Below are 26,269 nucleotides of genomic sequence, written 5' to 3' on the forward strand. Positions count from 1 at the left end.
TCGGCGGCGCTGGGAACGCCGCTGGTCGAAGGCGAGCAGGTGCTCACCGTGCTGCCGGGCACCATGCCGGTCGACGAGCTCACCCGGCGGCTGCGCAGCACCGACGCCGCCGCGATCATGAAACTCGGACGCACCTATCCCGGTGTGCGCCAGGCGCTTTCGGACTCCGGCCGACTCGCGGGCGCTTACTATGTCGAGCGCGCGAGCACCGGCGACCAGCGTGTGCTGCACGCGGCCGCGGTGGACGACGCCGAGGTGCCCTACTTCGCCATCACGCTCGTACCGGGTCCCGAGCCGACCACGCCGCTGCCCCGCCTCGAAGGGGATACCGGCGATCAGCGCGACCGCGACACCCACCCGGCCGAGCGGGTCGGTGAGGTCGTTGTGGTCGGCTTGGGCCCCGGCGCGCCCGAGTGGACCACCGACGAGGTGCGCGCGGCGTTGGCCGAGGCCACCGACCTGGTCGGCTACACCACCTACTTGAACCGGGTGCCCGACCGCCCGGGCCAGCGGCGTCACGCCAGCGACAACCGGGTCGAGTCCGAGCGCGCGGCCATGGCGTTGGATCTGGCCAAGCGGGGCGCGCGGGTCGCGGTCGTCTCCTCGGGCGATCCCGGGGTCTTCGCGATGGCGGCTGCGGTGCTGGAGGAATCGGCCGACCCGCAGTGGCGCGGAGTGCCCGTGCGGGTGCTGCCCGGACTCACCGCGGCCAACGCGGTCGCCAGCCGGGTGGGCGCGCCGCTCGGGCACGATTACGCGATGATCTCGCTCTCCGATCGGCTCAAGCCGTGGGAGGTTGTGGCACAGCGCCTTTCCGCCGTCGCGGCGGCCGACATGGCGATCGCCATCTACAACCCGGCGTCCTCGCAACGCACCTGGCAGGTCGGCGCGATGCGAGACCTGCTGCTGGAACATCGCAAGCCCGACACACCGGTCGTCGTCGGACGCGATGTCGGCGGGCCCACCGAGTCGGTCCGGGTGGTGCCCCTCGGCGATCTCGACCCCGCGGACGTGGACATGCGTACGCTGCTGATCATCGGCGCGTCGACCACCACGGCGCTGGAAACCGATGCGGGTACCCGGGTCTACACCTCTCGCCGTTACGATCGCGCGCGCGACGCGGCCGTCGGCGGCGCGTAGTATCGCCTGACGCACCGAAGATCGGAGGGACCTTGGCCGCGACATTGTCGGAGCTGACGCTACGCGCACGCGCCTTGGAGGCCAGGGCCACCGCGAGCGAACAGGCACTCGACGAGCAGGGCGAGGTCCTCAACGAACTCGCGGCGCTGACCAGGAAGGCGCTCGACGGCATCGGCCGGATCGACCGGCGCGCGGAAACCATCGGCGAGGCCGTCGGCGAGCTGCGCCGGGATGTCGGGGACCTGCGCGAGAATGTGGGCGAGCTCAACCGCAGGGTCACCGTGCTCGAACAAGGACAGGTTCGTCTGGAACAGGGCCAGGCCGCGCTCGCCCGCGGTCAGGAGCAACTCGAACAAGGACAGGCACGGCTGGAGCAGGGAATGGCACAGGTGCTCGCCCGGCTCGACAAGTTGACCGGCGACACCTGACCCACCCCGTTCAGGTAACATTCCACTATGGAATGTTGAGAGCGAAGGGAGCAGTCGTTGACCAACACCGCGACCAAGCGCAAGCCACTCAACTCGACGGCGGCGTCGTTGCTCGGATTTCTGCACGAAGGCGCCATGTCGGGATGGGACCTGGTGACCGAGGCCCAGGAGCGCATCGGCGACTTCTGGACCATCACACAGAGCCAGGTCTACCGGGAACTCGCCACCATGGACGCGGCGGGACTCGTCGAAAAGGGCGAGACCGGCGCCAGGGAGCGCACCCCCTACCACATCACCGACGCGGGCCGGGAAGCGTTCCTGGAATGGGTCGCCCGCGATCCCGGCGGGGAAACCATCCGGGTGCCGTTGCTGCTCACGCTTTCCTTCGGCGAGCATCTCGATCGGGATCGGCTCGACGGCATCATCGCCGCCAACCGGAAGATCCATCAGGCCCGGCTCACCCGGTATCTCGCCGAAGATCCGGCGGGTAAGTCCGCGTTCGCCCGCGCCACTTTGGATTTCGGAATTCGTTACGAGCGGGCGGTGCTGGACTGGTTCGATCAACTGCCGGAACTTCTCGGCAGCTGATCTCTCCTCCGTCGCGACCCGGAACGTGTCAACCGCGCCGGGTTCCGCGCAGCCAATCCAGCGCCTGCGCGGCGGATTCCACGATTCGCGCGCCTTCGGGCAGCGGCGGGCGGTCCACCACGACGACGGGGATTCCCGCGGCGCGGGCGGCGGCGAGTTTCGCTTCGGTCTGCTCCCCGCCGCTGTCCTTGGTGGCGAGCACGTCGATCCGACGCTCCGCGAGCAGCCGCGCTTCGCCCTCCAACGCGAACGGCCCACGGGCGAGGAGCAATTCGTACCGCGGCGGCAGCGCGCCCTCCGGCGGGTCGATGGCACGGATCAGGAACCATGGCCGGTCGAGTCCCGCGAACGCGTCGACGCCTTGCCTGCCGATGGTCAGAAACACACGGCTGCCGAGCGCGGCGACTTCCCTCGCGGCCGCGGCGAGATCGGGCACCCGAATCCAGCGGTCCCCGGCCCGCTCCGCCCACCCTGGCCGACGCAGGTGCACCAGCGGCACACCCGAAACTCGCGCGGCGACTGCCGCATTGAGGCTGATGGCCGCCGCGAACGGATGGGTGGCGTCGACCATCGCGGCCACGTCGTTGGCCGCGAGCCAGGAGCGCAGTCCCTCGGCGCCCCCGAAGCCGCCGATACGGACCTCTCCCTCCGGCAGCAAAGGCTTGCGCACGCGACCGGCGAGCGAGGACACGATCTCGAATCCTCGCTCGCCGGAAGCGATATGGGCCAGCTCCCGCGCTTCCCGGGTGCCGCCCAGAATCAGAACTCTCAGGGCTGACCGCTGAAGTAGGCGATACCCGCGTTCAGCAGCGACGGCCCGCCCGCGACGGCCAGGCCGATCAGCGCGCCGAGCACCGCGCCGGGCAGGATGCCGACACCGAAGAACACGATGCCGATCGCGGCGCCGATCAGGCCACCCACCAGAGCGCCCAGCGAGGCGCGCTGCAACTCGGCGAAGAACCACTCCTGCGCGCCGATGAACTCGGCGGCGACCGGCGCGTTCGCGGTCGGCGCGACCTGTGGCGTCAGCGTCAGCTGCCTGCCCTCGTCGGCGACGGCGGCGGCGATCCGGACCTCCTGGCCCTTGGCCGTCGCGGTGAGCGGGATGGTGGTGACGGTGTCACCCGCGGAGTTCTTCAGCGTGACCGACCGGTTGTCGGTGTCGACGCTGAACGCGCCGCCGGTCACGCTGGTGACCACCGACTTGCCCGCGTCGGCGAGCTGCAGCGCGTAGCCGACCCCCTGATCGGTACCCGTGACGGTGGGCGTCACCGCGGCTTGGTCCTGCGCCGCCGGCGGCACCGGGGCGGCGTAGGAAGTACCGGCGGCGACTCCGGTGGCGGCGACAGCCAGCAATGCGGTAGCGGCGAACTTCTTGTATCTCATCTATCTCCCCAACAGGATTCGGATTTCCGAGCAATGATCGGAACTCGGCCCGACCCTACCGCGTGACCAGTAACCTGTTCACCCCTCCGCGGGGAACGCCCGCGCGGTTTTCACCACCGACCACTGCGTGACCGGAAGCTGGGGACGCCAGGTGGTGAAGGAACCCAGCGGTTCCCCGCGGTAGATCTGGAACTTTCGCAATCTGCCGCCCTGGGCGCTCGACCAGCTGAGCAGCAACGATTCCGATTCCGCCGTCACCGCGTTCGCGACGAGCCTGCCACCCTGACGCAACTGCGCCCAGCATGTCTCGAGCACGCCATCCTGGGTCAGGCCACCACCGAGGAAAATCGCGTCGGGTCGGTCGATTTCGGTGTCGGCGAGTTCGGCACGGACTTCGCCGCGCACCTGGATGTGCGGCACGCCCAGAGCCGTGGCATTGTCGGCGATCTGACGCCGTCTGCGCTCGAGCCGCTCGAACGCGACGGCCCGGTTGCCCGGATGCGCCCGGCACCATTCGATGGCGATGCTGCCCGAACCGCCGCCCACATCCCACAGCACTTCCCCGGGAGCTGGCGCCAGCGCCGCCAGCGTCAGCGCGCGGACCTCGTGCTTGGTGAGCTGGCCGTCGCCGCCGAACAACTCGTCCGGCAGGCCGGGCAAGCGGGTCGCGCGCGGCAGGCGCGGGTCGGCCGAGCAGGTGATCGCCACGATGTTCAGCGGATCGCCCGGCGGATGTTCCCACTGCTGTGCGATTCCGGCGCGGCGCCGTTCGGCGGAACCGCCCAGCTGCTCGAGGACCGTCAACTCCGAACCGCCGAAACCATGGCGATCCAGTAATTGCGCCAGTTCCCGCGGCGTGTGCTCGTCGGCGCTGAGCACCAGCAGCCGCCTGCCGTCGGCCAGCTCCGGCAGCACCGTCGCCAACGGACGCCCGACCACGCTGACCACCGGTGTCTCGGCCAGCGGCCAGCCGAGTCGGGCGCAGGCCAGGGAGGCGGACGACGGCTGCGGCAGCACCCGCACCGCCTGCGGGCCGAGCAACCGGGCCAGGGTGACGCCGATTCCGTAGAACATCGGATCACCGCTGGCCAGGACGCACAACCGCGCCCCGCTGTGCCGTTCGAGCAGGCCGGGCAGCGCGGGCAGCAAGGGCGACGGCCAGCTCACCCGCTGCGCCGCCACAGCAGGCGGCACGAGCGCGAGCTGGCGCGCGGAGCCGAACAGCACGTCCGCACCACCGACGGCATCCCGCGCGGCGCGACCGAGGCCGTCCCAGCCGTCGGCGCCGATTCCGACGACCGTGACCGGCGTACCCGCCCACGACACGGGCGTGGGGCTCATCGGGGCATCCGGCGCCAGATCGGTTGTGGCAGTAGGCGCAGCGCGAAGAAGACCGGTCGCAGGAGCCCGGGCACCCACACTCGGCTCGCGCCCCGGCGCAGACCCTTCACCACCGCGTCGGCGACCTGATCCGGCGTGCTGGACAACGGCGCCGGGGACATCCCCTCGGTCATCCGCCCGATGACGAACCCGGGACGGACCAGCAGCAACCGGACGCCGCTGCCGTGCAGGGCATCCGCGAGGCCGGAGGCGAAGCCGTCGAGTCCCGCTTTGGCCGAACCGTAGACGTAGTTCGCGCGCCGGACCCGCACGCCGGCGACCGAGCTGAACACCACGATCTGTCCCGCACCTCGCGCACGCAGCAGATTCGCCAGCGTGGTGAGGACACCGGCCTGGGCGACGAAGTCGGTGTGCAGGATCGCGGTCGCGTGCGCGGGGTCCCGCTCGGCGCGCTGCTGATCGCCCAGCACACCGAAGGCGAGCACCGCGATCCCGATCGGCCCGTGCTCGGCGGCGATCTTCTCCAGCAACGCCGGATGACTCGCCATGTCGTCGGCGTCGAATTCGGCGGTGTGCACTTCGCTCGCACCCGCGGCCGTGATCTCCGCCCGCTGCGCGTCGAGTTCACCGCTGCGCCGAGCCGCCAGAACCACCGTTCGACCCGGTGCCAGCCGTCGCGCCACCTCGAGTCCGATCTCGCTCCGCCCGCCCAGCAGCAGTACGGTCCCGTCGGACAAACCACGCGTTCCCATGCGCCCAAGTCTGTCATTGGCAGGGGCCTGCCTTGTCATCGCTCTCCGGCGCCCGTGCCCCGGGCCGGGCTGCTGCGGCCTCGACGGGCGCCGAAGGCTACGGTCGGGGGATGCCGACGAGTACTGCTGAGCTGTCGCCCGCCGCCCTCGAGTTCGTCGCCGAACGGCACCTCGCCACGCTGACGACCTTGCGCGCGGACGGAACGCCCCATGTGGTGGCGGTGGGTTTCACCTGGGACCAGGAGGCCGGGATCGCGCGCGTGATCACCAACGACGGGTCGGTCAAGGTACGCAACGTGCGCCGCTCCGGCTACGCGGCGGTCAGCCAGGTCGACGGGATTCGCTGGCTCACGCTGGAGGGCCCGGCCACCGTGCTCGACGCCCCGGACGACGTCGCCGAGGCGGTCGAGCGGTACGCGGGTCGTTATCGCGTGCCGCGGGAGAACCCGACGCGCGTGGTGATCGCCATCCAGATCCGGCGCGTCCTGTCCAGCAGCACGCTCGTCGCACCGGCCGCGGACGGCGCGGCGAGCGGGAACGGCGCAGGAGCGTAGCGCTTCCGCTGGAAGCCTTCCTCGCCGCCGTCAGCCGTCGATTACACCACCGTCAAGCCGTGCGGCCGCTTGTTCAGCGACTCACCGCCCTCCTCGGTGACGACCACGATGTCCTCGATGCGCGCGCCCCACTCGCCGCGGAAGTAGATGCCGGGCTCCACGCTGAACGCCATGCCGGGCCGCAGGACCAGGTCGTTACCCGCGACGATGTAGGGCTCCTCGTGCACCGACAGGCCGATGCCGTGGCCGGTGCGGTGCACGAAGGCGGGCCCGAAACCGGCTTCGGTCAACGGGTTTCGCGCCGCGGCGTCCACCGCTGCCGCGGTGACGCCCGGGCGGACGGCCGCGACCGCCGCCGCCTGCGCGCGTTCCAGTTCGGCGTACCGGGCGGCCACCTCCGGATCGGGCTCGCCCAGGACGTAGGTCCGGGTGGAGTCGGAGTAATAGCCGGGCTCGACCGGGCCGCCGATGTCGACGACCACCACGTCGCCGGCCTCGATCCGGCGCTCGGACACGCCGTGATGCGGGTCCGCCCCGTGCGGACCGCTGCCGACGATGACGAACGCCGCCTCGGTGTGCCCCTCGGCCAGGATCGCGGCCTCGATATCGCGACCGACCTCCGCCTCGGTGCGCCCGACCCGCAAGAATTCGCCCATCCGCGCGTGCACCCGGTCGATCGCGGCGCCCGCCCGGCGCAGCGCGTCCACCTCGGCCGGATCCTTGATCATGCGCAGTTCGCGCAGGACAGGGGTGGCGGACACCGGCAGGCCGGTGAACGACTCGGCCAGCGGCAGCAGATGCAACGCGGGCATGCCATCGGCCACGGCCACCCGGGAACCCACGTGCAGTGCGGACTTCACCAGCGCGTACGGATTGGTGCCATCGACCCAGTCCAGCACTTGCAGACCCAGTTCGCCCGCCGCGGACCCTTCCAGCGACGCCAGCTCCAGTTTCGGGATCACCACCGACGGCGTCGCGCCGTCGGCAGGGATCACCAGGCAGGTCAGCCGCTCGAACGACTCGGCCGCCGAACCGATCAGGTAGCGCAGGTCCGGGCCCGGGGTGATCAGCAGGGCATCGAGGTGAGCGGCCCGCATCAGCTCCACCGCTCGCTCCAGCCGTGCACCGTAGACGTCCGCCGCGAACCTCGAATCCGTATGCGAGCTCATTCGTCCGACGTTACCCGCCGCGCGCCCTCGGTGAACGCCGAACTTCGCCAGGGCGGTGTCGGTGCGACCGAGTAGCCTCAGCCCGTGACCTCTGCTGCCGGTGGGCCCCTGTTGCTGTTGGACGGAGCCAGTCTGTGGTTCCGCGCCTTCCACGCCATACCCGACAAGATCACCGCGCCCGACGGCCGGTCGGTGAACGCGCTGCGCGGTTTCACCGACATGGTGGCGTCGCTGATCACCAGGTTCGCCCCGAGCCGGCTGGTGGTGTGCCTGGATCTGGACTGGCGCCCCGCGTATCGAGTCGAGCTGGTCCCGTCCTACAAGGCACACCGGCTGGACACGTCACCGGAGGCCGCGCCCGGCGCCGAGACGGTCCCCGACACGCTCACCCCGCAGGTCGAGATGATCCTGGAGGTGCTGGATGCCGCCGGTATCGCGACCGGCGGCGCGGAGGGCTTGGAAGCCGACGACGTGCTGGGCACCCTGGCGACCCGCGAGCGTGCCGACGAGGTCGTGGTGGTCAGCGGCGACCGCGACTTGCTGCAGCTCGTCCGCGACGAGCCCGCTCCCGCGGTGCGGGTCTTCTACGCCGGACGGGGGCTGGCCAAGGCGGAATTGTTCGGCCCGGCCGAGGTATCGGCGAAGTACGGTGTGCCGCAACAGAATGCGGGCCCGGCCTATGCCGACATGGCGACGCTGCGCGGCGACGCCTCCGACGGCCTGCCCGGAGTGGCGGGCATCGGCGAGAAATCCGCCGCCACCCTCATCTCCCGCTTCGGTTCCCTGGACGCCCTGGTCGCCGCCGTCGACGATCCCGGCGCCGACCTGGCGCAAGGCGTGCGCGCCAAGCTGCGCGCCGCCGAGGGCTACTTGAAGGCCGCCGCACCGGTCGTGCGGGTGGTCTGCGACGCCGAAGTGACCTTGTCCCGCGACGACGTCCTCCCCGCCGAACCGGCCGATCCCGACCGCCTGCGCGCCCTCGCCACCGCCTACAACGCAGAGAGCCCGGTCACGCGCCTGATCACGGCACTAGCGGCCCGCACCGCCTGATCCGAAGGTCGCACGGTCGCTGAAACCACCCCTGAGGTCCGCGCGCCGACGCCGACACGCCCGGCTCACCGCGACCACAGGTTCCGAGCGAAGCGAGACCGAGCATCCGCGTTCGCGGCCCGGCTCGCGTTTGCGTGGCCGTCGCGTAGGCGACGAAGGAGCAAGCGGCGGTCGCGCAAAAGCGAGCCACACAGGGGCCGCGAACACCCAGCGCCGCAGGCGCTGGAAAAACCAACACAGCTCAGCTGGGGCGACCGACCTCGTAGGTGCCGTCGTCCTTGGTGATCTTGATAGTCACCTTCTTGGCTTCGCCGCTGACCTTGACGCTGCATTCGAAGGTGGCGTCGACCTTGACTTCCTGGCCGGAGGGGCAGGAGACGTCGCTGATGTCCTGGATGCCGTAGGAGTCCGACAGCACCTTCTTCACGCCGTCCTGCACGGCGGCCTGGTCCAGCTGGTCCTTGGCGGTCAACACGAGCACGAGCGCCACGATCGCGCCGACCACCGCGACACCGAGCACCGACAGCCCGATGATCAAGCCTTTGTTCTTGCCGCCCTGCTGCGGCGGCTGCTGTCCCGGCGCGCCCCACTGCGGCTGCGGCTGCCCCCACTGCGGCTGCTGCCCCTGCTGGCCCCAGTCCTGCTGCTGCGGTTGGCCCCACTGCGGCTGCTGGCCTTGGGCGGGCTGCTGACCCCACTGCGGTTGCTGAGGCTGCTGTGGTTGCTGCCCCCACTGCTGCTGGGGTTGTCCCCACTGCTGCTGCTGGGCTTGCTGCTCACCCCAGTGCTGGGTCGGCTGCGCCGAGGCCGGGGTCTGCGGCTGACCGCCCCACTGCTGCGTGGGACCGGCCCCACCCGGCGCCTGCTGTCCACCCCACTGCTGGGTGGGATCGTTGCGTCCCTCCCCGGGGTCGTTCGGTCCGTAAGGGCCGCTCATCTGCTTGCCTCCACTCGCATCGTTGTACACACGGTAGCCCCCCGCGTGGGCCTCGTCGCATGACACGACTACTCCGCCACGGTCGGTACGCGAAAGAAATCAAATCACAATCGAATCCGCCGTGTTGATATTGCCGCCCGCCGCGCACACCGCTCAGGCGGCGTCCACCGCCACGACACCTCGCCGGATCGCCCGCACCGCCTTGGCCGCGGTGGCGGCGACCTCGGGATCGTCGGCGGTGCCCTGGATCTGGTCGAGCAGATCGATCACCTGTCTGCACCAGCGCACGAAGTCACCGGCCGACAGCGGCGCGCCCTGGTCGCCGCTGGCGAGCAACGACTCGGCCAACCCGTCGCCGCGCGCCCATTTGTAGACGCCGTCGACGAAACCGAGATCGGGTTCCCTGGTCGGCGGCAGTTTGTGCCGCGCTTCGTCGGAGCGCAACTCCGACCAGACGCCGATGGTCGCGCCGATCGCGCGCCGGATCGGTGCCGTCGGTCCGGTCGCGCCGAGATACCCACCCTCCTGGCGGGATTCGTACACCAGGATCGACACCACACCGGCCAGTTCGGCCGCGCCGAGGCCACGCCACAATCCCTTCCGCAGGCATTCGGCGACCAGCAGATCGCTCTCGGCGTAGATGCGCGCCAACCGGCGTCCGTCCGCGGTCACCTCGCTCTCGTGCACGAATCCGCGTTCCTCCAGCAGGCCGAGGATCCGATCGAACGTGCGCGCCAACGAATTGGTAGTCGCGGCAACCTTTTGGCGCATCGCCTCCGTTTCGCGCAGCAAGCGGTTGTAGCGCTCGCCGACGCGGGCCAGTTGCTCACGATCGGGCCGGGAGTGTGCCGGATGCGCGCGCAGGCTGCGGCGCAAGGTGGCCAGTTCCCCATCGTCGGCCGCCGCGGAATGCCGACCGCGACGTGGTCTGCCCGGCACCGAGATTCCCGTGCTGCGCAGCGCGGAAGCCAGATCCCGGCGGGTGCGCGCGGTACGGTGATCCACCCGGCGCGGCAGCCGCATGTGCCCGAGCGCCTCGGCGGGCACCGGGAAATCGGCGACCGACACCCGTCCGGCCCACTTGTCCTCGGTGAGCACCAGCGGACGCGGATCGCCCGGCGTCGCGTCCGGCTCCAGGATCACCGCGAGCCCGGCGCGGCGGCCGGACGGAATGGCCACCACGTCACCGCGCCGCAATGCGCCGAGCGCGTCCACCGCGGCGCCCCGCCGGTCGGCGCGGCTCTGCTGGGCAAGCTGCCGCTCCCGCTGCTTGATCCGCTCCCGCAGCGACAGGTAATCGAGGAATCCGCCTTCGGTACCGCCGAGCTGGTCGCGCAGCTTGCGCAGCGCCCCCTCGTTGCGCTCGATGCCGCGCACCAGCCCGACCACCGATCGGTCCGCCTGGAACTGGGCGAACGATCGCTCCAGCAGGGCGCGCGACTCGTCGGCGCCCATCCGATCGATGAGGTTGATCGACATGTTGTAGCCCGGCCGGAACGAGCTGCGCAGCGGATAGGTGCGCGTCGAGGCCAGGCCTGCGACCGCGCTGGTGTCCACCTCGGGTTGCCACAGGACCACCGCGTGGCCTTCGACATCGATGCCACGCCGCCCCGCACGCCCGGTCAGCTGGGTGTACTCCCCTGGCGTGAGCTCGGCGTGCGACTCACCGTTGAACTTGACCAGCCGTTCCAGCACCACGGTGCGCGCGGGCATGTTGATGCCCAGGGCCAGCGTCTCGGTGGCGAAGACGGCACGCACCAACCCGTTGACGAACAACTCCTCGACGGTGTGCCGGAACGCGGGCAACATCCCGGCGTGATGCGCGGCGAGACCGCGGTGCAGCGCCTCGCGCCACTCCCAGTAGCCGAGCACCTCGAGATCGGCCTTGGGCAGGTCACCCGTGTGCTTGTCGATGATCGCGTCGACCTCGTCGCGCTCTTCCGGACGGCTCAGGTCCAGCCGCGACCGCAGGCACTGGGCGAGCGCGCCATCGCACCCCGCCCGGCTGAAGATGAAGGTGATCGCGGGCAGCAATCCCTCCTCGTCCAGCTTGGCCAGCACCTCCGGCCGCGGCAGCGGGCGGAAATCCCGGCGCGGGCCGCCGCGGCCGTTGCGCGGGGGGCCCCAGCTGTTCATCCGGTCGGCGGCCTCGCGGTGGCGGATGAACCGCACCAGGTCCTCGTCGACGAGCACTTTCTGTTCGGTGGATTTGGTGTCGAACAGGTCGAACATCCGCCGCCCGACCATGACGTGCTGCCACAGCGGAACGGGCCTGGTCTCGTCGACCACCACGGCGGTGTCGCCGCGCACGGTCTCCATCCAGGCGCCGAACTCCTCGGCGTTGCTCACCGTGGCCGAAAGGCTCACCAGCCGCACGTCCGGGGGCAGGTGCAGGATGACCTCCTCCCACACGGCGCCGCGGAACCGGTCGGCGAGGTAGTGCACCTCGTCCATCACGACGTAGGACAGCCCGCGTAGCGCGTCCGAGGAGGCATAGAGCATGTTGCGCAGCACCTCGGTGGTCATCACGACCACCGGTGCGTCGGGATTGATCGATTGGTCGCCGGTCAGCAGTCCGACCTGCTGGCGGCCGTGGCGCTCGGTGAGGTCGGCGAACTTCTGGTTCGACAACGCCTTGATGGGCGTGGTGTAGAAGCACTTCCCGCCCGCCGCCAGCGCGAGGTGAACGGCGAACTCGCCGACAACCGTCTTACCCGCGCCCGTCGGGGCGCAGACCAGGACACTGTGGCCTTCCTCGAGCGCCGCACAGGCTTCGCGCTGGAATGGATCGAGCCGGAACTTCAGCTCGGCGGAGAATACGGCCAACTCGCCTGTCTGCGACCGGTCAACTGTCACTCGTCAGAGCGTATCCGAGTAGTCCGACACCGGTCGTGCGGATTTCTCCGCGGGCGTACCGACCGGCCCGGCCGGATCGATCGGTTGCGGGGCGCCGAGTTCGGAAGCCTCCTCGTCCGCCAGCGCACCCCAGCCCTCGCGCTCCCTGCGCGCCCGGCGCATGTCGTTGATCCGGGAGAACTGGATCGCCACCTCGAACAACACCGTCAACGCCAAGGCCAGCGCCAGCATCGAGAAGGGATCCTGCGGCGTCACGATCGCCGCGAAGACGAACAAACCGAACGTGATCCCCCGCCGCCACGCCTTCAGGCGCTCGTAGGTGAGCACGCCGACCAGGTTCAACCCGACGATCAACAACGGCGTCTCGAAACTGACGCCGAAGATGATCAGCAACTGGATGATGAACGAGAAATATTGCGATCCGCTCAACGCCGTGATCTGCACGTTGTCGCCGATGGTGAGCAAGAAGCTCAACGCGTGCGCGATCACCACGTACGCCAGCACCGCTCCCGCGGCGAACAACACCGTGCCCGAGGACACGAATCCGACCGCGTACTTGCGTTCCTTCGCATACAGCCCGGGCGTGATGAACGCCCACAACTGGTACAGCCAGATCGGCGCGGCCAGCACCACACCCGCGGTCAGGCCGACCTTCAACCGCAGCGTGAACTGCTCGAACGGCGCGGTCGCGAGCAGACGGCATTCGCCGTCCGGCGTCAGCGACGCACGGGCCGACGCGGGCAGCGAGCAATACGGTCCGCGCAGGATTTCACCGAGGCTGTCGATCCCCAGGAACCCGTGCGCGTACCACAGGAATCCCAGTACCGTCGTCGCGATCACCGCCGCGATCGACACCAGCAACCGGTAACGCAGCTCCTGCAGATGCTCGACCAACGACATGGTGCCGTCGGGATTGGTCCTGCGCTTACTGCGCCGCGGATCGAACGGGATTCGCATGGTTGGTGATCGCCCCTGGGTTCACGTGCCTCGCACGGCTCGGCAACAGCACTGAGTCCGGAGTGAGTCGCTCCTCACTCCGGCGCGAGCGCATCCGCTCAGACCGATTTCTGCTCGGTGCGGGGCTCGGTGGCCTGCGGCGCCTGCTGCTGCGCGGCGGGCAACTGCGGTGCGGGCTGCTGAGCAGGCGCGCCACTGCTGGGCGCGTTGCTCTCGTTCTGCATCTGACTGACCTCGCTCTTGAAGATGCGCAACGATCGGCCCAGGCTGCGGGCCGCATCGGGCATCCGCTTCGCACCGAAGAACATCACGAAGACCACCGCAATGATCAGCCAGTGCCAGATGCTCAGACTGCCCATGATCTACCTCCCAAGACTGTGATGTTTCGATGCTACCGGAGGGTGACGTGCGCGAACGCGGCCGTCACCGCTCGTTCGCCCTGCGTTCGGGCACGGCGGCCGCCGCGGCGGCCCGCAACTGGCCGAGCAATTCGCGGCCGGTCCACGCGCGGCGGCCACCCTGCTCGGCCGCGACGATCAATTCGATCAACCGCTGATTCACCGGCGTCGGCATCCCGACCATCGCGCCCAGTTCGACTATTTCCCCACACAACCAGGAGATTTCGGTCGTGCGGCCCAACTCCAGATCGTCCGCCATGGACGAGCGCGCCATCGGATCGATGGCCAGCACCTGCCCGGCGACCCGCCGGAACAGGCCGTCGGGAACGGTCAACAGCGCGGCCATCACCTGGGGCGGCAGCGGGGTCAGCCGGGCGGGGCGAATTCGTGCCTTGTTCATCACCGCGAGCGCTTCGCGCTGGGTGAGCGCGAGACAGCGCCGGTAGTCCCGGTCGGCGAGTTCCTCCCGCAGCGGGCGCCCCGACAGCGCGTTGATCGGGTTGTTCAGGTTCAGCAGCAGCTTCGCCCACTGCACCGGACGCAGGTCGGGATACCGGCGCAAGCCGAGCCCCGCCCGCTCGAACACGTCCAGCAACGGCGCCAGGGCCGGATCGTCCTGGACCGCGAGTCCGCCTTCGGTGCCGCGATGGAACCGCCCGCCGGGGTGGTGCACGACATTGAACATCACCATTCCGGCCAGCACCACGCAATGCGGCAGGATCTCCCGGATCACCGAGTCGTTGCCGATGCCGTTCTGCAGGCTGAGGACGACGGTGCCGGGCCGGATCTTGCCCGCGAGCTCGCGCACCGCCTCCGCCGTCGCCGCCGATTTCACCGTGACCAGCACCAGATCCGCCGAGCCGACGTCATCCGGTTCGGTGGCGCGGTGGAATCGATCCGGCGGTAACGCGTCGTCGCCGCCGTCGAGGTCGGTGAGCCGAAGCCCCGACGCGCCGAGTTCGTCGAGCACGCGCTTACGGCCGACCAGGGTGACCTCTGCGCCCGCCACGCCGAGCTTGCCGCCGACGAAGTTGCCGATGCTGCCCGCACCTACCACCAGCACACGACTGTTCATGCCGGTAGGGCCTCTGCCTTCCTCATCTGGCCTCCAGATATCCGGCTTCCTCGTAGGCGGCCAGCGCGGCGTTCGACCGCTCGCGCACCGCCGCCACCAGTTCCGGCGGGCCGAGGACGGTGACGCCCGCCCCGAAACCGAGCAGCAGGCGGGCCATCCAGTCCAGCGTGGCGAACCGCATGGTCGCCTCCAGGCTGCCGTCGGGATGCACCGCCAGCCGATGCATCGGGTACTGATCCAGAACCCAAGCGTAATCGGCATGAATCCGCAAGCGCGCCAACGGAACCGCCGGATCGTCCTGGAACAGGTCCAGGCCCGCCGTCGCGTCGGTGGCATGCACGGGCGGGCGGGCCGGCTCGTCCAGCTCGGTCGCGGCCTCGATCCGGTCGAAGCGGAACAGCCGCACTCCTTCGGCCTGCCTGCACCACGCTTGCAGGTAGCTGTTGTCGTCCACGAGAACGATGCGGATCGGGTCGACGAGGCGTTCGGACACCACGTCGCGACTGGCGGAGTAGTACACCAGCCGCAGCGCCCGCCCGAGCGCCAGCGCCGAGCGCACGGCGGCCACCGCGGGCGCCTCCTGCGGCGGCGTTCGAGACCGCCCGTTCTCGGCGGATTCCGCTCCGCCCGCGATCGCCGCTTCGATCTTCGCGATGGCCGCGTGGGCCGCGGTCGGGTCCACCATGCCGGGCATGTCGACGATCGAGCGCAGCGCGACCAGCAGCGCGGTCGCCTCGGTGGAGGTCAACCGCAACGGACGGTCGATGCCCGCGGAGAAGGTGACCTCGATGCTCTCCTCGGAGAACGACAAGTCGATCAGGTCGCCGGGACCGTACCCGGGGAGCCCGCACATCCACAGCTGATTGAGGTCGCTCATCAACTGCTTGGTGGTCACGCCCAGATCGGCGGCGGCCTCGGCGGCGCTGATGCCGGGGTGGGCGATGAAGTACGGGATCATATTGAGCAGCCGGGACAACCGGACCGAAAGCCGCGAGCTCATGCCCGCACCTCCGTGCGGTCGAACACCGAACGCAGCCGCGCGATGACATCGGCACGCAGCGACTCGGGGGCGAGCACCACGGCGTCGGGGCCCAGGCCGGTGATGAGCCGGGCCAGCCAATCGCGGGATCGCACCGGAAGCTCGACCACGACGCCCGCACGGCCGCCGACGATGCGCTCACCGGTCACCTGACCGATCCTGCGAATCTCCCGCCCGCGCCCATCGGCCACCCACACCGTCGCCGCGCCGCTGACCGGCGCGGTACTGGTGACCTGGTCGACGATGGCGCGCAGGTCGACACCCTCCGGCTTGCGGACGGCGTTGCGCGGGCCGTACGGGGTCACGTCGTCGCCGATCCGGGACAGCCGGAAACTGCGCACCGCGTCCCGGTCGCGGTCGTGCCCGACCAGATACCAGCGGCCGTGATGAGTGACGACACCCCACGGTTCGACGTCGCGCATCAGATACGGGGCGGCGATCGCGCCACGGTGCTCGAATCGCACCGCCTGACCTGCATCGATCGCGGCGAGGAGTTTTCCCAGCACGGGTTCCGAGCCGCGCGCGCGGGCAGGCACCGCGGGCACCGACGCCACGGCGGCGTCGGTTTCCACGTGGATGCCCGCCGCACGCAGTTTGAGCAGCGCCCCCTCCGCGGCGGCGGCCAGTTCCGGCGATTCCCACATCTGCACGGCCACCGCGACGGCGGCGGCTTCCTGATCGGTCAGATCGATGTCGGGTAGCTCGTAGGCGTCGCGGTTGATCCGGTAGCCCTCCATCGTCGAGTACCGGCTCACCGGACCGACTTCCAGCGGAATGCCCAGATCACGCAGTTCGTTCTTGTCCCGCTCGAACATCCGGCTGAACGCCTCGTCGCTGGCGGAGTCCTCGTAGCCGGCCACGCTCTCCCGGATCCGCTCGGCGGTCAGGAACTGCCGGGTCGACAGCAGCGCGATGACCAGATTCATCAGCCGCTCGACCTTGGATATCGCCACCCGATAGAGGGTAATCTGCGCGGCCGGGAGGTGTTAGTTCGGCCGCGCGTTCGCGCGGCGTGTTCTGTGTCGGTTCGCCGGCGCCCGCGGCGCCCGGGCCATCAGTTCTCGGCCAGGTAGCGCTCGACCTTCTCCACTTTCGCTGTCATCGCATCCGTCACCCCGGGCCGGATGTCGGCCTTCAGCACCAGGCTGCATCGCGGCGCGACAGCGAGAATGGCGTCGGTGGCCTGTTTCACCACGGCCATCACCTCGTCCCACTCCCCCTCGATGGTGGTGAACATGGCGTCGGTGCGGTTGGGCAGTCCGCTGGCCCGCACCACGCGGACCGCTTCGGCCACGGCGCGCCCGACGTCGACGCCGGTCCCGAGCGGTGTGACGGAGAAGGCAATGATCATGTCTCGATCATGCCTGTCACCAGGCGGGCTCTGTCACATCGACGCGATGAGCCGATCCACGCGCTCGTCGACCGAGCGGAACGGGTCCTTGCACAGCACGGTGCGCTGCGCCTGGTCGTTCAGCTTCAGGTGCACCCAGTCGACGGTGAAGTCGCGGCCCGCCTCCTGGGCGGCGGTGATGAAGTCACCGCGCAGCTTGGCCCTGGTGGTCTGCGGCGGGGTGTCGACCGCGGCGTCCACGGCCTCGTCCTCGGTGACGCGCTTGGCCAGACCCTTGCGCTGCAGCAGGTCGAAGACGCCGCGGCCGCGCTTGATGTCGTGATAGGCCAGGTCCAGCTGAGCGATCTTGGGATCGGACAGCTCCATGCCGTACCGGTCCTGGTAGCGCTGGAACAGCTTGCGCTTGATCACCCAGTCGATCTCGGTGTCGACCTTCGCGAAGTCCTGCGCCTCCACCGCGTCCAGGGTGCGGCCCCACAGGTCGACCACCTGGTCGATCTGGGGATCGCGGTCCCGATTGCGCAGGTGCTCCACGGCGCGGGCGTAGTACTCGCGCTGGATGTCCAGGGCGCTGGCCTGCCTGCCGCCTGCCAGGCGCACCGGACGGCGACCGGTGAGGTCGTGGCTGACCTCGCGGATCGCGCGGATCGGATTGTCCAGCGCGAAGTCGCGGAACGAGACGCCCGCCTCGATCATCTCCAGCACCAGGGCCGCCGTGCCGACCTTGAGCATGGTCGTGGTCTCGGACATGTTCGAGTCGCCGACGATCACGTGCAGGCGGCGGTACTTCTCCGCGTCGGCGTGCGGCTCGTCGCGGGTGTTGATGATCGGCCGCGAGCGGGTGGTCGCCGAGGAGACGCCTTCCCAGATGTGCTCGGCACGCTGCGACAGGCAGAAGGTGGCGGCCTTCGGCGTCTGCAGCACCTTGCCCGCGCCGCAGATCAGCTGGCGGGTGACCAGGAACGGCAGCAGCACATCGGAGATCCGGGAGAACTCGCCCGCGCGCACCACGAGGAAGTTCTCGTGGCAGCCGTAGGAGTTGCCCGCGGAGTCGGTGTTGTTCTTGAACAGGTAGATGTCGCCGCCGATGCCTTCTTCGGCCAGCCGCTGCTCGGCGTCGACCAGCAACTCTTCGAGGACCCGCTCGCCCGCACGGTCGTGGGTCACCAATTGCGCCAGGTTGTCGCACTCCGCGGTCGCGTACTCCGGATGGGACCCGACATCGAGGTAGAGCCGAGCACCGTTGCGGAGGAACACGTTCGAGCTACGGCCCCAGGACACCACCCGGCGGAACAGATACCGGGCCACCTCGTCGGGGGACAGTCGACGGTGACCGTGGAAGGTGCATGTCACACCGAACTCGGTCTCGATCCCCATAATTCGTCGCTGCACACCATCGACATTACAGCCATGTCGAGGTCTTGCGTGGGGCACCGAACAACCCGTATGCATACGTCTTCACAACAATTTGGCCCGCTTTGTCGGAATTTGCCCGGGTGAAACGCCGGTTTCGCCGGAGGATGCACAGTGCGGGGCCCGCGCCGGACATGCCGGTACGGCCCGCGAACCTGGCGCCGTTCGCGGGCCGTCGAGCTCGTCGGCCCCGCTGATCACTCCCGCCGGATCACTCCGCTGACGGAGTCTCCTTCGCCGACGGTTTCTCATCCTTCGACTCGGAGCCGGTCTCCTCCGCCGCGGGCTTCTCGGCCGCCTCCGCCGGGCTGAGCAGACGCTCCAGCGCGGCGTTGGGCACTCGCCGGAACGCCCGGCGCGGACGCGCCTGCTCCAAGGTCGCGACCTCGAGCGAGCTCACGCCCAGCACCCGCTTCTCCTTCTCCGCGCCCTCCGGAACGCCCGCCTGCAGCGCGCGCACCGCGACGCCGACCGCGGAGGCCAGGTCGAGCCCCGGCTGGTAGGACGACTTCAACGCGGTGACGATCGGCTCCGTCGTGCCGCCCATCACCACGAACTCCCGCTCGTCCACGATCGACCCGTCGAAGGTGATCCGGTACAGCACCGATTGGGCGGCCTGCTCCGGATACCCCACCTCCGCCACACAGATCTCCACCTCGTACGGCTTGAGCTGATCGGTGAAGATCGTGCCGAGGGTCTGCGCGTAGGCATTGGCCAGCGCCCGGCCGGTGACGTCGCGGCGGTCGTATTGATACCCGCGAATGTCGGCCTGCAGGATGCCGCCCCTGCGCAGGTTCTCGAACTCGTTGTACTTGCCGACCGCGGCGAACCCGATGCGGTCGTAGAGCTCACTCACCTTGTGCAGCGTCGCGGACGGGTTCTCCGCGACGAAAAGCACACCCTTGTCATACGTCAAGACCACGACGCTGCGCCCACGGGCGATACCCTTGCGCGCGAGCTCGGTCTTGTCGCGCATGATCTGCTCGGCCGACGCGTAGTACGGCAACGTCATGATCAGGCGCTCCCTTCTTCGGCGGCCTCGCGGTCGGCGACGATACCGCGGGTGATCTCCGCCAGCCGCGACTCGCTCACCTCGACCGCACCCTCCTCATCGATCACGATCGCCGTCGGGAAGATGCCGCGCACCAGATCCGGGCCACCCGTCGCGGTGTCGTCGTCGGCCGCGTCGAACAGCGACTCGACGGCGATGCGCAACGCGCGATCCTGATCGATTCCCTTGGCGTACAACTTCTTCAGCGAAGACTTCGCGAACATCGAGCCGGAACCGACCGCGGCGTACCCGAAACGCTCCTCGCTGCGTCCACCCACCACATCGAACGAAACGATGCGGCCCGCCTTGTCCGGATCGGTGGCATCCAGGTCGTAGCCGACCAGCATCGGCACCACCGCCAGACCCTGCAGGGCCGCAGGCAGATTCTCGCGCACCATCTTCGACAGCTTGTTGGCCTTGCCGTCGAAGGTCAGCGACACGCCCTCGAGCTTCTCGTAGTGCTCCAACTCCACCGCGAAGATCCGCACCATCTCCACCGCCATGCCCGCGGTGCCTGCGATGCCGGCCGCGGAATAGCTGTCGGTGATGTAGACCTTCTCGATATCCCGGCTGGCCAGCAGGTTTCCCTGCGTGGCACGCCGGTCACCGGCGATCAGCACACCGCCGCGATAACTCACCGCCACAATGGTGGTGCCGTGCGGAGCGATCTCCTTCGCGGAAGTGCCGCCGGGGATTCCGGCGGCACCCTGTCCGAACCTGTTGCTGGGCAACAAATCCGGAGCATGCATGCGGAGATAGTCGGAGAAGGAAGAAAGGGCGTACCCCAAGTGGAGACGCGAGGGGTCACCGACTGTCACTGGCCACCTTTCTGCACGTACGCGCGGACGAAGTCCTCGGCGTTCTCCTCGAGCACGTCATCGATCTCGTCGAGCAGGTCGTCGGTTTCCTCCGCCAGCTTCTCGCGGCGCTCCTGACCGGCGGCGTCTACACCGTCGGGGCCCTCGTCCTCGTCGCCACCCCCGGCGCGCTTGGTCTGCTCTTGTGCCATGGCAGCCGACCTCCTCTGTCCTCACCATGATCGGGACCCATGGTGAGCACGGTCCCGATCATGAGCATTGTCCGTGCTCGTCCCTCAACACTACCTACCAGCACCGACAGTGTGCCTATTTTGGTTTGGCCGCGCCTTCGGCGCAGCGCGGCTGTGTTCATTTTGCAGCGCCTGCGGCGCTGCGTGTTCGCGGCCCCCTTGTGGCTCGCGGGGCCGCGAACGGACAATGCCCGATCTCGCTTCGCTCGAAACCCGTGGTGGGGCCGGTGTGGTTGCGTAAGGCGATGGACGGCACTGCCGACGACTCGCCTTCGCTGCCGAACAGGCCGTTCAGGTACGGATCGAACACTGCCTTACCTAACTCGGCGGTAGGCCTGAACCGGCAGGGCCGAGCCCGATCCGAGTGGCGTCGGCGCTCGACCCGGTGCCATCGAACGGGCTGCGGTGCCGTCCGGAGACCGGGCGGCGCGTGGAACTCGGTCGGGCGCGCGCCGAAGACTACGTCGTCAGCTGCTCCACCAAGTCCGCGGCGGTGGTCACGCCGTCGAGGAGTTTGCCGACGTGGGCCTTGGTGCCGCGGCGGGGCTCCAGGGTGGGGATGCGGACCAGGGAGTCGCCGCCGAGGTCGAAGATCACCGAGTCCCAGCTGGCCGCCGCGATGTCGGCGCCGAAGCGGCGCAGGCATTCGCCGCGGAAGTAGGCGCGGGTGTCGGTGGGCGGATTGGTCATGGCGTCGAGGACCTGCTGCTCGGTGACCAGCCGCTTCATCGAGCCGCGGGCGACCAAGCGGTTGTAGAGACCCTTGTCCAGGCGCACGTCGGAGTACTGCAGGTCCATCAGGTGCAGCTTGGGGGCCGCCCAGCCCAGTCCCTCGCGGCTGCGCATGCCCTCGAGCAGGCGCAGCTTGGCGGGCCAGTCGAGCAGGTTCGCGCACTCCATCGGATCGCGTTCGAGCAGGTCGAGCACCATGGCCCAGTTCTCGATGATGTCCTGGACGCGCTTGTCGTCGTTGCCCGTGCGGTCGACGAACTTGATCACCCGGTCCAGGTAGACGCGCTGCAGCGCGAGGCCGGTGAGTTCGCGGCCGTCGGCGAGCGCGACGGTCGCCCGCAGCGTGGGGTCGTGGCTGATCGTGTGCACCGCGGTGACCGGGCGGGCCAGCTGCAGGTCCGACAGGTCCTCGCCCGCTTCGATCAAGTCGAGGACCAGAGCGGTGGTGCCGACCTTCAGGTAGGTCGACATCTCGGCCAGGTTGGCGTCACCGATGATGACGTGCAGCCTGCGGTACTTGTCGGCATCGGCGTGCGGTTCGTCGCGGGTGTTGATGATGCCCCGCTTGAGCGTGGTCTCCAGACCGACCTCGACCTCGATGTAATCCGAGCGCTGGGACAGCTGGAAGCCCGCGTGATCGCCGGACTGGCCGATGCCGACCCGGCCGGAGCCGCACACCACCTGGCGGGACACGAAGAACGGCGTGAGCCCGACGATGATCTGGTTGAACGGGGTATCCCGGCTCATCAGGTAGTTCTCGTGGGTGCCGTACGAGGCGCCCTTGCCGTCGACGTTGTTCTTGTACAGCTGCAGCCGCGGGGCACCCGGCACGCTCGAGGCATGCCGTGCGGCGGCCTCCATCACCCGCTCGCCCGCCTTGTCCCAGATCACCGCGTCCAGCGGGTCGGTGACTTCGGGCGCGGAGTATTCCGGGTGGGCGTGGTCGACGTAGAGCCGGGCGCCGTTGGTGAGGATCATGTTGGCGGCGCCCACCTCGTCGGCGTCGATCACCGGCGCGGGCCCGTTCATCCGGCTCAGGTCGAATCCGCGCGCGTCGCGCAGCGGCGACTCCACCTCGTAGTCCCAGCGGGTGCGCTTGGCGCGCGGCACGCCCTCCGCCGCGGCGTAGGCCAGGACCGCCTGGGTCGAGGTGAGGATCGGGTTGGCCGACGGCTCGGTCGGGGTCGAGATGCCGTATTCGACCTCTATTCCGATGATGCGCTGCATGGCATCGAGCCTAAGTCACGCACCCGGCCGAACCCGCCGCGACCGGCGGAGTCCAATGTCATACCGCAGGTGGTACTTCCGGAGGACCCGTCGCGGCGCAGGTCGGCGCGATAGTCGGGACATGTCCGAATCGATCGCGGCCGGCCGCGTGGAGACCACCGAACAGCACCGCGCGGCGCTTCCGCCGCCACCCGCACCCGCCCGGCTCGTCGCGCTGGACGTGCTACGCGGGATCGCGATCCTCGGTACCCTCGCCACCAACATCTGGATCATCACCAACCCGGAAGGGCTGGTCGGCTACCTGCACGATCTGGGTGGGCAGGCCGGTGGATGGACCTGGACCGAGCGCGTGCTCCAGCAGCTGGCGCAGGGCAAATTCCTCGGACTGCTCACCATCATGTTCGGGATCGGCCTGGCCATCCAGCGACGCTCCGCGACCAAGGCCGGGCGCCGCTGGCCGGGCAAGTATCCCTGGCGCGCGGGACTGCTGTTCCTGGACGGTCTGGTCAATTTCGTCTTCGTCGCCGAGTTCGACGTCCTGATGGGTTACGCGGTGACCGGGCTGGTGGTCGCGTTCGTGCTCGCCACCGGCGAGCGGGCGCAGCGACGGTGGCTGGTGGGCGCGGCGGCCGTGCACGTGTCGCTGTTGACGCTGATCGCGCTGGCTCTGGCGTTCGCGCCGCGCCAGGATGCGGCGGCGCGGCGTGCGCTGGACCCGAATCCGTATGCGGACGGCTCGTTCTGGGAACTGGCGCTGTTCCGGCTCGGCAACGCCGGGCTGTTCCGGGTGGAGGCGATTTTCGTCTTCGCGATGTCGGTCGCGCTGTTCCTGACCGGCGCCCGGCTGTTCCGGGCGGGAGTGTTCGGCCCGGAAGGCGCGCGGCTGCGCAAGCGGCTGATGGTCCTCGGCTTCGGCGTGGCCGCGCCGATCGACCTGGGCGTCGGCATCCTGGGCGGTGGCGACCTGATCCTGTTCACCCGGTACGGCAGCGCGCCGTTCGTATCTCTCGGCATCCTGGCGGCAGTCGCCGAGTGGTATCTGCGGCGTCCAGGTGCCGGCTTCGCCGGACGGCGTTTCACCGAGATCGGCCGCACCGCGCTCAGCTGCTATGTCCTGCAGAATCTGGTGGCATCGGTCCTGTGCTACGGCTGGGGTTTCGGGCTCGCCGCCCGTGTCTCGCCCGACGACCGTGTGCCGTTCACCATCGGTGTCTATGTGCTCGTGTCGGTGATCATCGCCGGCGGAGCGCACCTGTGGCTGCGACGCTTCGAGCGGGGGCCGGTGGAGTGGTTCTGGAACGTGAGTTACCGGACGCTGGCCCGGGAACGCTGAACCCGCCGTGCCCGCCCGCATCCCGGTGCGCCGGAATGCGGGCAGTTGTCGCTGTGGAGCTGTCGCAGCGGCACACGCCGCCGCTCGGGCGATCCGACGGACATGGCGCCCGGTGGCCGCTACCGTCGTGCTGTGACGCTCGCCGACCGCTACCCCTTGCTGCACACACCGGCCCACTGGGCATGGGGCGAGTTGGATGTGCGGTTCTCCACCACGCTCCCGTCCGACGAACTGATCACCAATATCCACGTCGTCTGTTTCGTCGGTGACGAGATCGTGCTCTGTCGCGACGATCGCGATGTCTGGCTGATTCCGGGCGGCACCAGGGAACGCGGCGAGTCGATCGACGCCTGCGCGCGCCGCGAATTGCGGGAGGAGGCGGGAGCCCGCCCGGTCGGACCGATCCGATGGTTCGGCGCCCACCATGCGACGAGCACCAGCCCCGTACCGCACCGCGAGTGGCAGCCCCATCCGCACAAGGCGTGGCTGTGGTGCACCGCGGACGTGGTGCTCGACTCCGCACCGACCAATCCCGATGATGCCGAGCACATCCTCGAGGTGCGCACCTTTCCCGTGGCCGAAGCGATGCGACGGGCCGAATCCGACGGCGAGCACCTGAGCGAACTCGTCGCTTTGGCGGTGGAACTCCACCGGTCCGAGTGACCCGGCGTCCCGCCCCAGATATTCGCTCCGCGCTCATCGGTGCGACCGGGGCAGAATCGAAGTATGGCAACGGCAACTTGGCACGGCCGCGTCCTCGCGACCAGCAACGACACCATCATCGTCGAGGGCAATCACTACTTCCCGCCGGACTCGATACGGCCGGAGTTCTTCCAGCCCTCCGACACGCACACCTACTGCCCGTGGAAGGGCACCGCCAGCTACTACACCGTGGTGGTCGACGGAGACAGCAACTCCGACGCCGCCTGGTACTACCCGGAGCCGAAGACCAAGGCCGCACAGATCAAGGACTACGTCGCGTTCTGGCGCGGCGTCGAGGTGACCGAGAACTGACGGCACTATTTCGCTGCTAGCAATCGAGCGGCGAACTCATGATCGATCCCGGAATCGGGTCGTAGGCGCGACCGGGTGGCGATCGGCGGGCGGGGCCGGCGGCGTGGCCCGCCCGCTGCCTACGACCGGCGGCAATCGGAGGAATCGGGAATACCGCCCGGGTGAAACCGATACGCTCATCCCAGGATTCAGCGCGAGTGTCTCAGCCGGGAGCATCCCATGATGAAGGCTCTGGTCACCAACGGCTTCTCCATGTCGCCCGGAAGCGCGGCGGACGAACCGGCGCGAGCGGGTCTCGCGCTGCTCAGGCCGGGAGTGCTGGCCGTCGCCGGATCGATCGGTCCGACGGAGTTACACGCGCATCACGCGGTGCAGATCGTCGCCGCGAGCACACCGATCGTCGTGGTGGACGGTAGCGGTGTCCGCAGGCAGGGCACCCACGTCATCGTGCCGACCGACGCACCGCACCGGATCGACGTGGGCGCCGCGCACGGCACGGCCGTCTACCTCGATCCCGAGACGGCCGCCGGTGCGGCGGCGGATCGCAGAGCCCACGTCAACGGCTGGGTCGACAGCGCCGACACCCTCGGCATCGCTGCCGGTGATGGGGACCTGACCGCGCAGGTCACCGCGGTCGTCGATGATCTGCTGCCGCAAGACGGCGCCTCCGGGTCGGGCGAGCGGCACGCGGTGATCACGGCGGCCCTGCAACTGCTGCCCGCTCTGGTGCGCACCGGGTCGGTGCGCGGCGCGGATGTCGCACGGCAGTTGGGCATTCCCGCGCCTCGGTTGTCCCATCTGTTCACCGAGCAGATGGGAATCCCGTTGCGGCGCTACATCCTCTGGCTGCGGCTGCACATAGCGCGGACCCGCGCGCTGGCCGGAGACGATCTCACGGCGGCCGCGCACGCGGCGGGATTCTCCGACGGCGCGGACCTCACCCGCACCTGCCGCCGGACGTTCGGGTTGTCTCCTTCGGTGCTGAGCCACACCAGCGACTCGGTTCCCGACACGTAGCCGCCGAAAACGGCTCGCGTCCGTCCTCCACGGTCACAGGTGCAGACGCGGTCCTTCTGCCTGCCGGACAGGGCCCGGCCACCCCGGCCGCCTATGCCGGGGCCGCACGTGTTCCGTTCTCGGCATCCGGCCCGGGGCGGCACCGCACTCGCGGAGTTCGTCACCGAATCAGGTGGCTGTCCGAGGCCGGTCCAGCGACCGCGGGGCGCGCACGCATTCCGATATCGCCGGCACGATGGGCGCGCGTCCCGTCGACGACCGGCGGTCAGGCCACCGTGGGCGAACAGACCGCGGCCGGACGGCGCGGTCAGCCGGCCGGACGAGACTCGACGTAATAGTCCGCCGAGATCGTCTTCAGCACCTGCCGTACGCCGAGCGGCGCCCACGCCGCGGACGGGTCGTGCCGCACGACC

The 26,269-nt window shown here is 69.4% G+C and carries 27 protein-coding genes; 9 read left to right on the forward strand and 18 right to left on the reverse strand.

The features are described from left to right. The 3 genes from cobJ to ON21_RS14335 all read left to right on the forward strand — a co-directional run. Window positions 1-1,140: precorrin-3B C(17)-methyltransferase (gene cobJ, locus ON21_RS14325; protein ID WP_051020799.1), on the forward strand; the 1,140-nt coding region annotated here is incomplete at its 5' end. A gap of 32 nt (window positions 1,141-1,172) precedes the next feature. After that, window positions 1,173-1,568, forward strand: coding sequence for a hypothetical protein (locus tag ON21_RS14330; RefSeq protein WP_039798387.1), 396 nt, complete (start codon window positions 1,173-1,175; stop codon window positions 1,566-1,568). A gap of 57 nt (window positions 1,569-1,625) precedes the next feature. Continuing rightward, complete coding sequence (locus tag ON21_RS14335) at window positions 1,626-2,156, forward strand: PadR family transcriptional regulator (RefSeq protein ID WP_039798388.1); 531 nt, start codon at window positions 1,626-1,628, stop codon at window positions 2,154-2,156. 28 nt (window positions 2,157-2,184) lie between these two features. On the opposite strand, the gene ON21_RS14340 is transcribed toward ON21_RS14335, so the two are convergent. The 4 genes from ON21_RS14340 to dprE2 form a co-directional block, all read right to left on the reverse strand. After that, a complete protein-coding gene (locus ON21_RS14340; RefSeq protein WP_039798411.1) occupies window positions 2,185-2,928 on the reverse strand; it encodes a cobalt-precorrin-6A reductase in 744 nt (247 codons plus the stop codon). Further along, window positions 2,925-3,542 carry a DUF8020 domain-containing protein gene (locus tag ON21_RS14345; RefSeq protein WP_039798389.1) on the reverse strand — a complete coding sequence of 206 codons (618 nt, stop codon included), beginning with the start codon at window positions 3,540-3,542 and terminating at the stop codon, window positions 2,925-2,927. The genes ON21_RS14340 and ON21_RS14345 overlap by 4 nt, the downstream gene beginning before the upstream one ends. Window positions 3,543-3,620: 78 nt before the next feature. Then, window positions 3,621-4,883: a bifunctional cobalt-precorrin-7 (C(5))-methyltransferase/cobalt-precorrin-6B (C(15))-methyltransferase gene (locus tag ON21_RS14350; protein WP_039798390.1), complete on the reverse strand. Its 1,263-nt coding sequence runs from the start codon at window positions 4,881-4,883 to the stop codon at window positions 3,621-3,623. Next, window positions 4,880-5,635, reverse strand: a complete 756-nt coding sequence (gene dprE2 / locus ON21_RS14355; RefSeq protein ID WP_039798391.1) for a decaprenylphospho-beta-D-erythro-pentofuranosid-2-ulose 2-reductase — start codon at window positions 5,633-5,635, stop codon at window positions 4,880-4,882. The genes ON21_RS14350 and dprE2 overlap by 4 nt, the downstream gene beginning before the upstream one ends. A 110-nt stretch (window positions 5,636-5,745) precedes the next feature. Between dprE2 and ON21_RS14360 the strand changes: the two genes are divergently transcribed. Then, window positions 5,746-6,189 carry a PPOX class F420-dependent oxidoreductase gene (locus tag ON21_RS14360; protein WP_039798392.1) on the forward strand — a complete coding sequence of 148 codons (444 nt, stop codon included), beginning with the start codon at window positions 5,746-5,748 and terminating at the stop codon, window positions 6,187-6,189. Window positions 6,190-6,230: 41 nt separating this feature from the next. Here ON21_RS14360 and ON21_RS14365 read toward each other — a convergent pair whose 3' ends face one another. Next, the gene (locus ON21_RS14365; protein WP_039798393.1) at window positions 6,231-7,358 is read right to left on the reverse strand and encodes a M24 family metallopeptidase; all 1,128 of its coding nucleotides are present in this window, start codon (window positions 7,356-7,358) and stop codon (window positions 6,231-6,233) included. 84 nt (window positions 7,359-7,442) lie between these two features. Between ON21_RS14365 and ON21_RS14370 the strand changes: the two genes are divergently transcribed. Then, complete coding sequence (locus tag ON21_RS14370) at window positions 7,443-8,408, forward strand: 5'-3' exonuclease (protein WP_039798394.1); 966 nt, start codon at window positions 7,443-7,445, stop codon at window positions 8,406-8,408. Window positions 8,409-8,649: 241 nt separating this feature from the next. Here the strand turns inward: ON21_RS14370 and ON21_RS14375 are convergent, their stop codons facing one another. The 13 genes from ON21_RS14375 to dop form a co-directional block, all read right to left on the reverse strand. Then, entirely contained in the window at window positions 8,650-9,345 is a 696-nt protein-coding gene (locus ON21_RS14375; protein WP_039798412.1) for a DUF4333 domain-containing protein, read from the reverse strand. 153 nt (window positions 9,346-9,498) lie between these two features. After that, window positions 9,499-12,201, reverse strand: coding sequence for a DEAD/DEAH box helicase (locus ON21_RS14380; protein ID WP_039798395.1), 2,703 nt, complete (start codon window positions 12,199-12,201; stop codon window positions 9,499-9,501). 3 nt (window positions 12,202-12,204) lie between these two features. Continuing rightward, entirely contained in the window at window positions 12,205-13,158 is a 954-nt protein-coding gene (gene tatC / locus ON21_RS14385) for a twin-arginine translocase subunit TatC (protein WP_039798397.1), read from the reverse strand. A gap of 98 nt (window positions 13,159-13,256) precedes the next feature. Next, window positions 13,257-13,517 (reverse strand): Sec-independent protein translocase subunit TatA, encoded by a 261-nt coding sequence (gene tatA / locus ON21_RS14390; protein WP_039798398.1) that lies wholly within the window; start codon window positions 13,515-13,517, stop codon window positions 13,257-13,259. A gap of 64 nt (window positions 13,518-13,581) precedes the next feature. Next, window positions 13,582-14,631 (reverse strand): 2-dehydropantoate 2-reductase, encoded by a 1,050-nt coding sequence (locus ON21_RS14395; RefSeq protein ID WP_039798399.1) that lies wholly within the window; start codon window positions 14,629-14,631, stop codon window positions 13,582-13,584. Between the two features lie 22 nt (window positions 14,632-14,653). Continuing rightward, the gene (locus tag ON21_RS14400) at window positions 14,654-15,631 is read right to left on the reverse strand and encodes a helix-turn-helix transcriptional regulator (protein ID WP_039798400.1); all 978 of its coding nucleotides are present in this window, start codon (window positions 15,629-15,631) and stop codon (window positions 14,654-14,656) included. Beyond that, window positions 15,628-16,623, reverse strand: a complete 996-nt coding sequence (locus ON21_RS14405; protein ID WP_086006419.1) for a helix-turn-helix transcriptional regulator — start codon at window positions 16,621-16,623, stop codon at window positions 15,628-15,630. The genes ON21_RS14400 and ON21_RS14405 overlap by 4 nt, the downstream gene beginning before the upstream one ends. 101 nt (window positions 16,624-16,724) lie before the next feature. Continuing rightward, window positions 16,725-17,021 (reverse strand): MTH1187 family thiamine-binding protein, encoded by a 297-nt coding sequence (locus tag ON21_RS14410; RefSeq protein WP_039798402.1) that lies wholly within the window; start codon window positions 17,019-17,021, stop codon window positions 16,725-16,727. 33 nt (window positions 17,022-17,054) lie between these two features. After that, complete coding sequence (gene pafA / locus ON21_RS14415) at window positions 17,055-18,413, reverse strand: Pup--protein ligase (protein ID WP_174372166.1); 1,359 nt, start codon at window positions 18,411-18,413, stop codon at window positions 17,055-17,057. A gap of 232 nt (window positions 18,414-18,645) precedes the next feature. Further along, window positions 18,646-19,446: a proteasome subunit alpha gene (gene prcA, locus ON21_RS14420; protein WP_039798405.1), complete on the reverse strand. Its 801-nt coding sequence runs from the start codon at window positions 19,444-19,446 to the stop codon at window positions 18,646-18,648. Between the two features lie 2 nt (window positions 19,447-19,448). Then, the gene (gene prcB / locus ON21_RS14425) at window positions 19,449-20,303 is read right to left on the reverse strand and encodes a proteasome subunit beta (protein ID WP_039798406.1); all 855 of its coding nucleotides are present in this window, start codon (window positions 20,301-20,303) and stop codon (window positions 19,449-19,451) included. Continuing rightward, entirely contained in the window at window positions 20,300-20,494 is a 195-nt protein-coding gene (locus ON21_RS14430) for a ubiquitin-like protein Pup (RefSeq protein WP_014986166.1), read from the reverse strand. Before ON21_RS14430 ends, prcB begins: the two co-directional genes overlap by 4 nt. 498 nt (window positions 20,495-20,992) lie before the next feature. Further along, window positions 20,993-22,492 (reverse strand): depupylase/deamidase Dop, encoded by a 1,500-nt coding sequence (dop, locus tag ON21_RS14435; protein WP_039798407.1) that lies wholly within the window; start codon window positions 22,490-22,492, stop codon window positions 20,993-20,995. A 121-nt stretch (window positions 22,493-22,613) separates the two neighbouring features. Here dop and ON21_RS14440 point away from each other — a divergent pair, with 121 nt between their 5' ends. The 4 genes from ON21_RS14440 to ON21_RS14455 all read left to right on the forward strand — a co-directional run bounded on the left by ON21_RS14440 (window position 22,614) and on the right by ON21_RS14455 (window position 25,856). Beyond that, entirely contained in the window at window positions 22,614-23,825 is a 1,212-nt protein-coding gene (locus ON21_RS14440; RefSeq protein ID WP_051020800.1) for a DUF418 domain-containing protein, read from the forward strand. A gap of 132 nt (window positions 23,826-23,957) precedes the next feature. Continuing rightward, window positions 23,958-24,488 (forward strand): NUDIX hydrolase, encoded by a 531-nt coding sequence (locus ON21_RS14445; RefSeq protein ID WP_039798408.1) that lies wholly within the window; start codon window positions 23,958-23,960, stop codon window positions 24,486-24,488. A 63-nt stretch (window positions 24,489-24,551) separates the two neighbouring features. Further along, on the forward strand, window positions 24,552-24,839 hold the full coding sequence (locus ON21_RS14450; protein WP_039798409.1) for a DUF427 domain-containing protein: 288 nt from the start codon (window positions 24,552-24,554) through the stop codon (window positions 24,837-24,839). A 219-nt stretch (window positions 24,840-25,058) separates the two neighbouring features. Further along, entirely contained in the window at window positions 25,059-25,856 is a 798-nt protein-coding gene (locus tag ON21_RS14455; protein ID WP_306307699.1) for an AraC family transcriptional regulator, read from the forward strand. The last annotated feature ends 413 nt before the right edge of the window (window positions 25,857-26,269 follow it).

This window comes from Nocardia araoensis NBRC 100135 (genome assembly GCF_000308435.1).
Classification (GTDB): Bacteria; Actinomycetota; Actinomycetes; order Mycobacteriales; family Mycobacteriaceae; genus Nocardia; species Nocardia araoensis.

Bases quoted from the DNA above. Each gene is read 5' to 3' on its own strand.
- ON21_RS14345 (WP_039798389.1), bottom strand. From the start codon at position 3,542: ATGAGATACAAGAAGTTCGCCGCTACCGCATTGCTGGCTGTCGCCGCC.
- ON21_RS14350 (WP_039798390.1), bottom strand. From the start codon at position 4,883: ATGAGCCCCACGCCCGTGTCGTGGGCGGGTACGCCGGTCACGGTCGTC.
- dprE2 (WP_039798391.1), bottom strand. From the start codon at position 5,635: ATGGGAACGCGTGGTTTGTCCGACGGGACCGTACTGCTGCTGGGCGGG.
- ON21_RS14360 (WP_039798392.1), top strand. From the start codon at position 5,746: ATGCCGACGAGTACTGCTGAGCTGTCGCCCGCCGCCCTCGAGTTCGTC.
- ON21_RS14365 (WP_039798393.1), bottom strand. From the start codon at position 7,358: ATGAGCTCGCATACGGATTCGAGGTTCGCGGCGGACGTCTACGGTGCA.
- ON21_RS14375 (WP_039798412.1), bottom strand. From the start codon at position 9,345: ATGAGCGGCCCTTACGGACCGAACGACCCCGGGGAGGGACGCAACGAT.
- tatC (WP_039798397.1), bottom strand. From the start codon at position 13,158: ATGCGAATCCCGTTCGATCCGCGGCGCAGTAAGCGCAGGACCAATCCC.
- tatA (WP_039798398.1), bottom strand. From the start codon at position 13,517: ATGGGCAGTCTGAGCATCTGGCACTGGCTGATCATTGCGGTGGTCTTC.
- ON21_RS14395 (WP_039798399.1), bottom strand. From the start codon at position 14,631: ATGAACAGTCGTGTGCTGGTGGTAGGTGCGGGCAGCATCGGCAACTTC.
- ON21_RS14400 (WP_039798400.1), bottom strand. From the start codon at position 15,631: ATGAGCTCGCGGCTTTCGGTCCGGTTGTCCCGGCTGCTCAATATGATC.
- ON21_RS14410 (WP_039798402.1), bottom strand. From the start codon at position 17,021: ATGATCATTGCCTTCTCCGTCACACCGCTCGGGACCGGCGTCGACGTC.
- prcA (WP_039798405.1), bottom strand. From the start codon at position 19,446: ATGACGTTGCCGTACTACGCGTCGGCCGAGCAGATCATGCGCGACAAG.
- ON21_RS14430 (WP_014986166.1), bottom strand. From the start codon at position 20,494: ATGGCACAAGAGCAGACCAAGCGCGCCGGGGGTGGCGACGAGGACGAG.
- dop (WP_039798407.1), bottom strand. From the start codon at position 22,492: ATGCAGCGCATCATCGGAATAGAGGTCGAATACGGCATCTCGACCCCG.
- ON21_RS14440 (WP_051020800.1), top strand. From the start codon at position 22,614: ATGTCCGAATCGATCGCGGCCGGCCGCGTGGAGACCACCGAACAGCAC.
- ON21_RS14450 (WP_039798409.1), top strand. From the start codon at position 24,552: ATGGCAACGGCAACTTGGCACGGCCGCGTCCTCGCGACCAGCAACGAC.
- ON21_RS14455 (WP_306307699.1), top strand. From the start codon at position 25,059: ATGATGAAGGCTCTGGTCACCAACGGCTTCTCCATGTCGCCCGGAAGC.